The organism is Hyphomicrobium sp. (assembly GCF_019744875.1).
GTDB lineage: Bacteria > Pseudomonadota > Alphaproteobacteria > Rhizobiales > Hyphomicrobiaceae > Hyphomicrobium_C.
In genome coordinates this window covers 17,534-29,757 of the sequence record NZ_JAIETU010000020.1, presented here as the reverse complement: position 1 = coordinate 29,757, position 12,224 = coordinate 17,534, and the positions used below count along the sequence as shown (strand labels likewise).

The 12,224-nt window shown below is 62.0% G+C and carries 7 protein-coding genes; 5 read left to right on the top strand and 2 right to left on the bottom strand.

Going from position 1 to position 12,224, the window contains the following annotated elements; all coding sequences use genetic code 11:
* Positions 1–17: 17 nt before the first annotated feature.
* Positions 18–884, bottom strand: coding sequence for a nucleotidyl transferase AbiEii/AbiGii toxin family protein (locus K2Y42_RS20955; RefSeq protein ID WP_291156657.1), 867 nt, complete (start codon positions 882–884; stop codon positions 18–20).
* Positions 881–1,489 (bottom strand): type IV toxin-antitoxin system AbiEi family antitoxin domain-containing protein, encoded by a 609-nt coding sequence (locus tag K2Y42_RS20950; RefSeq protein WP_291156655.1) that lies wholly within the window; start codon positions 1,487–1,489, stop codon positions 881–883. The genes K2Y42_RS20955 and K2Y42_RS20950 overlap by 4 nt, the downstream gene beginning before the upstream one ends.
* Positions 1,490–1,703: 214 nt before the next feature.
* Between K2Y42_RS20950 and K2Y42_RS20945 the strand changes: the two genes are divergently transcribed.
* The 5 genes from K2Y42_RS20945 to K2Y42_RS20925 all read left to right on the top strand — a co-directional run bounded on the left by K2Y42_RS20945 (position 1,704) and on the right by K2Y42_RS20925 (position 12,205).
* Positions 1,704–2,600 (top strand): WYL domain-containing protein, encoded by an 897-nt coding sequence (locus K2Y42_RS20945; RefSeq protein WP_366512453.1) that lies wholly within the window; start codon positions 1,704–1,706, stop codon positions 2,598–2,600.
* A gap of 63 nt (positions 2,601–2,663) precedes the next feature.
* The gene (locus K2Y42_RS20940) at positions 2,664–2,870 is read left to right on the top strand and encodes a hypothetical protein (protein WP_291156651.1); all 207 of its coding nucleotides are present in this window, start codon (positions 2,664–2,666) and stop codon (positions 2,868–2,870) included.
* Positions 2,871–2,903: 33 nt separating this feature from the next.
* Positions 2,904–6,431, top strand: coding sequence for a helicase-related protein (locus K2Y42_RS20935; RefSeq protein ID WP_291156649.1), 3,528 nt, complete (start codon positions 2,904–2,906; stop codon positions 6,429–6,431).
* 13 nt (positions 6,432–6,444) lie between these two features.
* A complete protein-coding gene (locus tag K2Y42_RS20930) occupies positions 6,445–9,339 on the top strand; it encodes a DUF1156 domain-containing protein (protein WP_291156646.1) in 2,895 nt (964 codons plus the stop codon).
* A 13-nt stretch (positions 9,340–9,352) separates the two neighbouring features.
* Positions 9,353–12,205 carry a DUF499 domain-containing protein gene (locus K2Y42_RS20925; RefSeq protein ID WP_291156644.1) on the top strand — a complete coding sequence of 951 codons (2,853 nt, stop codon included), beginning with the start codon at positions 9,353–9,355 and terminating at the stop codon, positions 12,203–12,205.
* Positions 12,206–12,224: the final 19 nt, after the last annotated feature.

Genomic DNA, 12,224 nt, shown 5'->3' with positions numbered 1-12,224 from the left:
GGCCTTTTATTGCCACGTCAGGCTTTCGGTGTGCGCGCCGCAAGTCCCATTGCCGGCTCAAGCGCAGAGCGGATTCGCGTGACCACATCGGCAAGAGGAGTCATCGCCAGATCATTCTTTCGTATGAACGCAGACCATAGCGCTTGTCTCGACGGATCGGCAGCAAATTCATCGGAGAGTCCCATCGGCAGGTCCGTGGGCACCGCCATGCCGCGCCGCGTGAATGTTGCCGTGATGGCTTGCGCCAGGGTGTGCATGTTCAGCGATTCGCGGTCCAGCATGACCCAGAGATCGAAGTAGTCCTTGACCCGGCTGTTGGTCATGCCGAGCAGGGCGATGGCGTGCAGCTTTTCCGAGATGACGGTGTAGACCGGATAGGTTCGCAAGCGTGGTGCGGGAAAGTCCTCAAGCAGAACGGGGTACTCGGACTGGACCGGGCCTGGAGTGACTGCGTCTCCGAAGCCGATGTCGATTTGGGTTTTGCAGCGTGCCTTGGCGAGTTCGCCGGTAATCACGACCCGGGCGCCTGCGTATCCTGCCTCCTTACGAATGTCTTCGGCGGTAACGCTTTCAGGATCGAAGGTGATGCCGTCATCGACCGTGATGGCGGCGATATCACGGAATGTCTGGCCGATGGATTGCAGGTCGCTCGGCCCAAAGCCAAGCAGGTCGGCATCCCGTGTCGGCCGGTGCGGCATGTCATACCAGAGCGTGAAGAGCAGGGCGCCTTTGAGCAGAAAGCGATCCGCGTGCGCAGATTGGCTCAAGCGGTACAGGAATCGCTCCAGGGCATAGCGGACCAGAAGCTGGTTGAAGTTCGACCCTTCGGACTTTGCGATGTTCAGCAGACGTGCCCGTACCGATGCGGCGAGGTCTTTGGTCATTCGGTGGCTTCGAGATAAGGGCGCATGACATTGGCGACGCGACAGATCTTGGCGTAGCGCCAGAGGTCGTCGGCCGAGGCTTTCTTTTGCGAGCGGGCATCCATCAGCGCCTCCAGCGCCACGTCGAGGCCGATCTTATTCCGATGCTTGAAGCAATCCGCCACCGTCTTGGCGGCGTTGTAGACCCGGATATCGACTTGGTCGATGCGGTGCGTTTCGATGCCTTGCGTGAAGGCGTCGCCGCTGAACTGGATGAGCTTGACCGGCGGGTAATCCATCTTCGGGGCGTGGCTTCCCTGAGGCAGGGCGATCCAGACCTGCCGGGGAAGCTGCGTGGTCAGCCCGTGGAACTGCAGCGCCGTAAGCAGGCAGAAGACGGCTTGCGGCGCCCGTGCCGCCACGATGGTCAGACTCTCGTTTTCCGAGAGGGAGGCATCGGCCAGCCGGTAGAGGCCGCGGCCGGCTCTGGCGAGCTTGCCGCTGGCGGTAAGGCGGGTGAGGTAGACCCGGGGAATGCCGAGCTCGGTCAGATCGCTGGGGCGTAGCATGCCCTTCTGCTGAGCGAACAGCAGGAGCCTATTGGAATGATTGGGCCCGGAGAGCATGGGTGGCATTATGTTACTTATTAGCTTTAAAGGCAATTAAATAAAGCTTTAAAGGAACAAATTGCATCAGTCTGATCCTTGAACTAGCGCAGAAAGCATCAATACATATTGAAAAGACTTCATATCAATCGTATTATGATGATAGTTTATAGGCAATAGGCAACATAATTGTACTTAAAATGCGCATTACAAAAAAATCTGTCGAGACCAAAAAATGGTCATAGAAAGACTGCCACGAATGACTCAAGGGCAACGCGACCGACTCGCGTTCGTTGAGCTACGCCTTCGGTTTATTGGCGAGATTCGCCGGCACGACTTGGTGACTCGCTTCGGCATCCAAGCCGCAGCGGCCACGCGGGATATTGCCCAATACAAGGAACTGGCCCCGCGCAACATGGAGTACGACACGAAAGGCAAAGTCTACGTAAAAGGGTCGTGGTTCCGCCCCATATTCGACTTCCCGCCCGAACGGGTTCTGATGTGGTTGTCTCAGGGCTACGGCGACGGGGAGCCCGTCCGCTGGAGGGGCATAGTGGCGCAAGAAGGCACCACTTTACCGGGCAAGATCGATCTGGAGTTGCTGTCAATCCTGACGCGCGCCATTCATCAATGCGCCGCCGTGGAGGTCTCTTATCGCGCGCTGTCCAGCGGGCTGACCACCCGGGAGATCGTGCCATTCGCCCTGGCCGATAGCGGCCTGCGCTGGCACGTCCGCGCCTTCGACCGGCGCAGCGGCGAGTTTCGCGACTTCGTGCTGGGTCGCCTCGACGACGCCCGCATTATCCCCGGCGCCGTAGCCGACCACGAGAAGCCCGATCAGGATATCCAGTGGAACCGGATCACCGAGCTCGAGCTCGTGCCGCATCCGGCCAACGTGCAGCACCCCGACACCATCGAGGCCGAGTACGGCATGGACGGCGGCTTGCTCAAGGTTCGCGCCCGCGCCGCAATGGCCGGCTACCTGTTGCGCCGCTGGAACGTGGACTGCACCCAAGACCACAGCCTCAAGGGTGGCGAACACCACCTGTGGCTGCGCAATCGCCCGGCGCTGTATGGCGTCACCAACCTGATGCTCGCACCGGGTTACGGCGAACCGAGCAAGGAATGGTGACGATCATGTCGATCACCCGTACCTGCAATCCCGCCAACCGCCACGACCGTAAGGAGCCCCACCATGGCTAAAACCCCCGCCAACCACGGCAAGCAATGGAAGCCTGCCGAGGTCAAGCAGTTGAAGCAGCTCGCCAAGGGAAACACGCCGACTGGCCTGATCGCTCACAAGATGGGGCGAACGGAAGACTCGATCCGCTCCAAGGCGAGCGAGACCGACGTCTCCCTCAAGCCCACCAACCAGTCGCCCTACAACCGGCGCAAGCCCTGACGGCGGGCCACCAACAAGTACAGGGGCGGCACCGTGCTGAAGCTCGAACAGATCCAGAAGAACGCGGCCATCTCGGGCCTGGAGCCCGGGCAGGTGGTGCGCATCGTCACGACCGAGCCGGTCGGTGACAACGCCCTGACCGTCTACTACAAGACCGCCGACGGCAAGCTGCTGGAGCGGATGCTGTTCCGCACCGACGAGGCCAAGCTGTCGCTGGCCGAGGCGGGACGCCCCTGGGCCTTCGATGCGCCGGGCGAGGAATTCAAGCTCGCCACCGAGGCCTACCGCATCAACCTGGCCCACCTGTTCGATCCGATGATGGCGGTGCACACGTCGAACGTGGAACCGCTGCCGCACCAGATCACGGCGGTCTACGAGTCGATGCTGCCGCGCCAGCCGCTGCGCTACGTTCTGGCTGACGACCCCGGCGCTGGCAAGACCATCATGGCGGGCCTGCTCATCCGCGAGCTGCTGATGCGCGCCGATGCCAAGCGCGTGCTGATCGTCGCGCCCGGCAGTCTGGTCGAGCAGTGGCAGGACGAGATGTTTGAGAAGTTCGGCCTGTCGTTCTCGCTGTTCTCACGCGAGCAGGTTGAGCAGTCCCGCGGTGGCAACCCCTTCGACGACATCGACCTGCTGGTCGCCCGTGTCGATCAACTGGCCCGCGCCGAAGATCTACAGGAAAAGCTGCGCCTGTCGCACTGGGACCTGGTGGTCGTCGACGAAGCGCATAAGCTCTCGGCCAACTACTTCGGCAACAAGATCAACAAGACCAAGCGCTTCCAGCTCGGTGAGCTACTGGGCTCAATCACGCGGCACTTCCTGCTGATGACGGCCACGCCGCACAACGGCAAGGAAGAGGACTTCCAGCTGTTCATGTCGCTGCTCGATGCCGACCGTTTCTACGGCAAGTTCCGCGACGGCGCGCACAAGGTCGACGTCACCGATCTGATGCGCCGTATGGTCAAGGAAGACCTGCTCAAATTTGACGGCACCCCGCTGTTCCCCGAACGTCGCGCCTACACCGTCAACTACAAGCTGTCCGACCTGGAAGCCGCGCTCTATGTCGCCGTCACCGAGTACGTGAAGACCGAGTTCGCTAAGGCCGATCAGCTGGCTGACGGCGGGCGCAAAGGTACGGTCGGCTTCGCGTTGACCTCACTGCAGCGCCGGCTCGCCTCCAGCCCCGAGGCCATCTACCAGTCGCTCAAGCGACGCCGCAACAAACTCAAACGCAGGGTTGAGGAAGAGAGGCTAGGCCAGCGCGCCAAGTCACTGGCCGAGACACTCGCCGGCACAGGCATCAATGGCGCGCCCGAGGACATTTGGGAGTCGGCCGACGCGCTGTCGTCCGACGACTACGAGAACTTCGAAGAAGCCGTCGTCGACCAGGCCACGGCCGCACAGAGCATCCAAGAACTCGAGGCCGAGATCATCATCCTCGAAGACCTGGAAGAGCAGGCCCGCAAGGTCGTGCACTCCGGCCAGGACCGCAAGTGGGACGAGCTGTCGCGCCTGCTGCAAGACACGCCCGAGATGCATGACTCCTTGGGCCGCCAACGCAAGCTGATCATCTTCACCGAGCACCGCGACACGCTGAACTACCTGGCCACCAAGATCCGCGGCCTGATCGGCAGCGAGGAGGCCGTGGTGATGATCCACGGAGGCGTCAAGCGCGAAGAGCGCCGCAAGGTACAGGAGCTGTTCCGCAACGATCCGACCGCGCGCGTGCTCGTCGCCACCGACGCGGCCGGCGAAGGCGTAAACCTGCAGAACGCCAACCTGATGGTCAACTACGACCTGCCGTGGAACCCGAACCGGCTGGAACAGCGCTTCGGCCGCATCCACCGCATCGGCCAGACGGAGGTCTGCCACCTGTGGAATATGGTGGCGTCCGAGACGCGCGAAGGCGACGTCTTTCAGCGGCTGTTCGAGAAGCTGGAAATCGAGCGCGACGCCCTTGGTGGTCGCGTGTTCGACATCCTGGGTGAGGTGTTCGAAGACCGCAGCCTCAAGGACCTGCTGATCGAAGCCATCCGTTATGGTTCCGACCCTGTGGTCAGAGCCCGTTTGCTGCGCAAGGTCGAAGGCGCGCTAGACACCCGCCACCTTGAAGACATCATCAAGCGCAATGCCCTGTGCGAAGAGGTGATGGACGAGAAGCGCCTCTTCGCCGTCAAGGAGGAAATGGAGAAGGCCGAAGCCCGCAAGCTGCAGCCCTTCTTCATCCGCTCCTTCTTCACCCAGGCCTTCCAGCAGCTGGGGGGCGAGCTGCGCCCGCGTGAACCGGGTCGCTACGAGATCACCAACGTCCCGGCTATCATCCGCGAGCGCGACCGCCAGATCACAGGGCGCGACCGCCGCAACGCCGACCCCGTACTGCGCCGCTACGAGCGCGTCTGCTTCGAGAAGCAATACGTCCGCGTGCTTGACCGCGTGGGCGCGCCGATGGCCAGCCTGCTGCACCCAGCCCACCCGCTGATGCAGTCGGTGACCGACCTGGTGCTCGAGGCCCACCGCAACAAGCTCAAGCAAGGCGCTGTACTGGTGGACCCGGCCGACATGGGCCTAACCCCGAAGGTGATGCTCATCATCGACCACTCGGTCAAGGAAGGCGCCGCCCCTCTGCACGTCGTCTCACGCCGCATGCAGTTCGTCGAGATCGACGCCAAGGGCAACGCGATCAACGCCGGCTGGGCGCCTCACTTGGACCTAGAAACGCTCGCCCCGGCCGACATGGCGCTGATCGAGGACGTGCTCTCCGCTCCCTGGATCGCCAAGGATCTGGAGCAGGTGGCGCTGGCCCATGCCTCCACCCACCTGGTGCCGGAGCACTTTGACGAGGTGCGCGCTCGCCGCGAGAAGACCGTCGATAAGACGCTCGCCGCGGTGCACGAGCGCTTGGTCAAGGAGATCAACTTCTGGTCCGACCGCTACATCAAGCTGCAGGACGACATCGCTGCCGGCAAGGACGTGCGTCTGACGCTGGAGAACGTCCGCCGCACCATCGACGATCTCACTGCGCGCCGCGAGATGCGCGAGAAAGAGCTGTTGGCCATGCGCCACGTCATCTCCGCCACGCCGGTGATCTTGGGAGGCTCGTTGGTCATCCCCGCCGGCCTGCTTCTGCAGCGCAAAGGCCAGCCAGGCTGGACAGCTGACGCCGCCGCACGGGCGCGCGTCGAGCAGATCGCGATGCGGGCCGTGATGGACGCCGAACGCGCGTTGGGCCATGACGTCATCGACGTGTCTGCCGAGAAATGCGGCTGGGATGTCACCAGCCTACCAAAAGCTCTGGACGGGCGGTTGCCGCCATCACGGCACATTGAAGTCAAGGGCCGCGCCAAGGGCCAGACCACGATCACGGTCACACGCAACGAGATCCTCTACGGGCTAAATCAGACCGACAAGTTCATCCTGGCCCTCGTTATGGTGGACGGCGAACAGCATGAAGGGCCGTTCTATGTGCGGCAACCCTTCACCCAGGAGCCTGATTGGGCTGTGGCCAGCATCAACCTCGATCTCGATCAGTTGCTCGCCCGTGCGCAGCAGCCTGCGTAAAGGAAAACAACACATGGCGACCATTAAGGCACCCAAGAAACTCATCGAGGTCGCGCTGCCACTCGATGCCATCAACGTTGCAGCCGCACGCGAGAAGTCGATTCGTCATGGGCATCCCTCAACGCTCCACATTTGGTGGGCGCGGCGCCCCTTGGCTGCAGCCAGGGCAGTTCTCTTTGCGCAGATGGTCAACGATCCTGGCTATCAGCAAGGCAGTGGGTTCCGCTACGGCGTAAACAAGGAAAAAGCCACGCTGGAGCGCGAACGGCTGTTCAAGATCATCGAGGACCTCGTGCAGTGGGAGAACACGACCAACCCAGAGGTGTTGGAGCGCGCCCGAGCGGAGATCAAGCGCTCCTGGCGCGAGACGTGTGAGCTGAACAAGAACCATCCACAGGCCGCGGAGCTCTTTAACCCTGAGAAGCTACCCGGCTTCCATGACCCCTTTGCCGGCGGCGGGGCAATACCGCTAGAGGCGCAGCGACTTGGGTTGGAGAGCTACGCGTCCGACCTGAATCCTGTGGCAGTTACGATCAACAAGGCGATGATCGAAGTACCGCCGCGCTTTGCTGGGCGCAGTCCAGTTGGGCCACTCCGTGCTGGCGAAAGACAAAAGAGGCTGCACGAAGATTGGTCGGGAACACAGGGGCTAGCAGAAGACGTGCGTCGCTACGGCTTCTGGATGCGGGAACAGGCGGAAAAGCGAATTGGTCACCTATACCCTAAGGTTCGCGTGACCGAGGCGATTGCGTCAGAGCGCTCAGACCTTAGGCCCCTTATCGGGCAGGAACTAACTGTTATCGCTTGGCTTTGGGCTCGTACCGTTCGTAGCCCAAATCCGGCATACAGCAATGTTGAGGTACCGCTTGTTTCGACTTTCGTCTTGTCGAACAAGCCAGGCAAGCAATCGTACGTACGACCAATAGTCGAGAGCGGAGGCTATCGATTCACTGTGGAAACTGGGTCGCCTCCCGCTTCGGCAATCGACGGCACGAAGGCAGCGGGACGCGGGGCGAATTTTCGCTGTGTCGTATCGGATACGCCCATCAGCGGCGACTACATTAAGGCTGAAGGGCAGGCGGGTCGCTTAGGTACGCGACTGATGACCATCGTCGCAGAAGGCGCGCGCGGTCGTGTCTACCTAGCCCCAACTCCAGAGGATGAAGCCCTGGCTCGCTCTGCTGTGCCTGGCTGGCAGCCGACTGGGGAAGTACCTGCTCGTCTCACTGGCGGTACTTGTGTGCCTTACGGACTAAGGCAGTGGGGAAACCTCTTTACGCAACGTCAACTGGTATCTCTCAACGCCTTTGCGGACCTACTCCAAGAGGTCGTCGAGAAGTGCAAGAACGACGCAGTTGCCGCCGGCCTACCTGACGATGGGGTCGCCCTGGACGCTGGCGGAAGTGGTGCGACCGCATATGGACAAGCTGTGAGTGTGTACCTCGCATTTGCGATCAGTCGATCCGCTGACCGAGGGTCAACGCTCTGCTCCTGGGATAACAGCCCGAAGATGGAAGCGCTTCGAAACACCTTTGCGCGGCAAGCCCTTCCAATGACCTGGGACTTCGCGGAAGGAAATCCGCTCTCGGAATCCAGTGGGAACTGGATGAATAACGTCGAGTGGGGGGCTAAGGCAATCCTGTCTTTTCCGGCAATCGCTGGCGGCGGAGTATTTCAAGCCGACGCGCAGACACAGCAAGTAAGCTCGCTGAAGGTTGTCTCAACCGATCCCCCGTACTACGACAACATTGGATACGCCGACCTCTCTGACTTCTTCTATGTCTGGTTGCGCCGTAGCTTGAAGCCGATCTATCCCAGCTTGTATGCAACCCTGGCTGTTCCGAAAGCAGAGGAGTTGGTAGCCTCCGCACACCGTCATGGGGGGCGGGATGAGGCCGAATCGTTCTTTCTGGAAGGCATGAAGCACGCGATGCATAGCCTAGCGGAACAGGCTCATCCCGCATTCCCCGTCACTATCTACTACGCCTTCAAGCAAAGCGAAACGACAGGCGAGACCGGAACATCCAGCACCGGCTGGGAGACTTTCCTCGAAGCAGTAATCAAGGCAGGTTTTGCGCTGACCGGCACCTGGCCCATGCGAACGGAGCTCGGGAACCGAATGGTCGGCTCCGGCACCAATGCACTTGCCTCCAGCATCATTCTCGTCTGTCGCAGGCGTGCGGCAGATGCAGCAACCGTTACACGTCGTGAATTTATTCGGGAACTGGATGCTGCGCTGCCGGACGCACTCGATGAGATGACTCGAGGCGGCGTGAACTCGCCAGTCGCTCCAGTGGATTTGAGCCAGGCCATCATCGGTCCCGGCATGGCGATATTCAGTCAGTACGCGGCCGTTCTTGAGGCTGACGGAACACCGATGCGTGTAAGGGCCGCACTTCAGCTGATCAATCGGTTTCTTGCAGAGGATGACTTCGATCACGATACCCAGTTCTGCTTGCACTGGTTCGAACAACACGGGTGGGCCATCGGAAAGTACGGGGAAGCAGAGGTTCTTGCCCGGGCGAAGGGGACCAGCGTGGGGGGGTTACAAACGTCAGGGGTAGTGGCGTCCAGTAAAGGCGAGTTGCGGCTCCTTCGCTGGGCTGAGATGCTGCGTGACTGGTCCCCCGAGGGCGATGCCCGTCTGCCGGTGTGGGAGGCGCTACACCAACTTATCCGTGCGCTGAACCAGGACGGTGAGTCTGCGGCGGGTGCACTCCTCGCACGCATGCCAGCTCGCGCAGAGCCGATCCGAGCTCTGGCGTACCGGCTTTACACGTTATGCGAGCGCAAAGGCTGGGCTGACGAAGCAAGGTCCTACAACGAACTCGTCACCGCCTGGAGCGGCATCGAGCAAGCCGCTGGCGAGGCTGGCGTGATCGGCTCGCAGGCGCAACTGGACATCTGATCGGGGAGGAACAATGGCACTGAAACCCTGGCGCGAGATCGCCGTCCCTCACGAAGACGTGCTCAAGGGCACGTTCCAGCAAGCCGAGTTCGCAGCGGATTTGTCGCGCGTGCACGCCGGCACCGCTACCGTTGAGTATCAGAACCCGACGCTGTTCTTCCAGCGCACCTTCATCACGGAGGGAATGCGCCTGCTGCTCGACTCCGTGATCAAGCGCCTATCAAGCAAGGGCGGCGACCCGGTTATTCAGCTGCAGACGGCCTTCGGCGGCGGCAAAACACACACCATGCTGGCGGTCTATCACATGGCCAAGGGCGAGGTGCCAGCGAGCGATCTACAGGGCTTGGGGGACATTCTGAACGCGGGGGAGATTACCGAGTTGCCGCGCGCCCGCATCGCGGTGCTGGACGGCATCAAGTCGTCGCCTAACCAGCCGGCGAAGCGCGATGGCCAGGTGCTGCGGACGCTTTGGGGCGACCTGGCGTGGCAACTCGGGGGGGCTGAAGGTTATGCCCTGGTGGCCGATGCGGATGCCTCGGGCACATCGCCCGGAAAGGCGGTGCTAGAGACGTTGCTGGCGCGCTGCGCACCATGCGTGATCCTGATTGACGAGCTGGTGGCCTATGTGCGCCAGTTCGAGGAAGGCAAGACCCTCACGGGTGGGACCTTCGACTCCAACTTGTCGTTCGTACAGGCGCTGACCGAGGCACTTAAGGCCGTGCCGACAGCGGTCCTGCTGGCCTCTCTGCCCGAGTCGGACAAGGAAGCCGGCAGCCAGCGCGGCGTGAAGGCTCTGGAGGCTCTGGCGCACTACTTCGGCCGCGTGCAGGCGCTGTGGAAGCCGGTGGCCACCGAGGAGGCGTTCGAAATCGTGCGGAGACGCTTGTTCGCGTCGATCAACGACAAGCTGGCGATGGAGTCGGTTTGCCGCGCCTTCGCGGACTTCTACACCGCGAACCGCGACGACTTCCCGCAGGAGACGCAGGAGAGCCGCTACTTCGAACGCCTGGTCCACGCCTATCCCATTCACCCCGAGGTGTTCGACCGGCTCTACGAAGACTGGTCCACGCTGGACAATTTCCAGCGCACCCGCGGCGTGCTGAAGATGATGGCCAAGGTCATCCACCGCCTATGGAAGGACGGCAACAACGATCCGCTGATCATGCCGGGCAGCTTCCCCATATACGACGGCGACGTCCGCAACGAAATCATCAACTACTTGCCGCAAGGCTGGGACCCGGTGATCGAACGCGACGTGGACGGGGAGCGCGCCGAGACCACCGAGATCGAGAACAAAGATACCCGCTTCGGCAGCGTGCAGGCCTGCCGCCGTGCGGCGCGTGCGGTTTTCTTGGGCAGCGCGCCCAGTACCACGAACCAGCTAGTGCGCGGCCTGGAGCTCGAACGCGTGATTCTCGGCATCGTTCAGCCCGGCCAGCAGATTGGGCTATTCAAGGACGCGCTTCGCCGGCTCGGTGACAGGCTGCACTACCTTAACCACGCGAACAATCGCTTCTGGCTCGACACGCGGCCCAACCTGCGGCGCGAGATGGAAGAGCGCAAGCGCCGCTTCCAGGACAAGGAGGACGTGTTCCCGACCGTCCGCGAGCGCGTGCAGCGCGGCTTCGCCAGCGGCGTGTTCGGCGGCATCCACGTCTTCACCGACAGCGGCGATGTTCCCGACGACTGGGCGCTGCGGCTGGTCGTGCTGCCGCCCGACGCCGCCTTCAGTAAGAGCGGCCAGAGCCTGGCCATCGACCGCGCGACAGAGATCCTGAAGAAGCGCGGCGACCAGCCCCGATTTAAGCAGAACCGGCTGATCTTCCTGGCCGCCGACTACGACAGCGTGAGCCGGCTGAAGGACCATGTGCGCTCGTTCCTGGCATGGCGCAGCATCGTCGCCGACTACAAGGACAACCGCATCGTCCTCGACAACCTGATGGCCAAGCAGGCGAACGCCAGCCTTGAGCAGGCCGAGGAAACTGTGCGCCGCATGATCCGGGAAACTTACAAGTGGCTCGTTGCGCCGATGCAGGAAGCGCGCCCCGGCAAGGGCTTGTCCGAGCTGCGGTGGGAGCACTTCCAGGTCAACCCCGGTGCGCAGAACTGGTCGCAGGAGATAGAGCGCGTGCTCAAGGAGAACGAACTGCTCATCAACGAGTGGGCACCGATCCACCTGTCCAAGGTGCTGAAGGACTGGTTCTGGAAGGACGACGTCAAGGAGACCAGCGCTCTGAACGTTTGGCAGCAGAGCTGCCAGCAGCTTTACCTGCCCCGCCTGAAGGACGACACCGTCTTTCAGATGACAATGGCCGCGGGCGCCGAGAGCCGCGACTTCTTCGGGTTCGCGCAGGGCAAAGAGGACGGCCGGTACGTCGGATTCAGCTACGGCAAGCGCACGTCGCTGATCATGGACTCGTCGCTGCTGCTGATCGAGCCGTTCGCCGCGGCGGCATACATGGAAGCGCTACGTGCAACAGAGGAAGCGTCGCGCGCAAGAGTCGTTGACACCGGCGGGGGCGCTACCACCACGACTGTGACCACGGGCGCTGGTAGCGATACACCCCGTGTCGAAGACTCGGCCAAGGGTGGATATTCGTCAGGTGCGGGCGCCGCCTGCCAGGCCGTTAAGAAGCAGTTCTACGGCAGCATCGAACTCGACCCGATCCTGGCGAAGAAGCAGTTCGCCGACCTGGTCGACGAGGTCGTCCAGCAGTTCACCATACGCACAGGCGTGAAGGTCAAGATCGCCATTGAGATCCAGGCCGAATCGGCTACCGGCTTCGACGACGGGCTGCAGCGCGCCGTGAAGGAGAACTGCAACGTGCTGAAGTTCAAGAACGCTGAGTTCGAGTCCGGGGAGTGAAGTGTGAATCGGGAGGGAT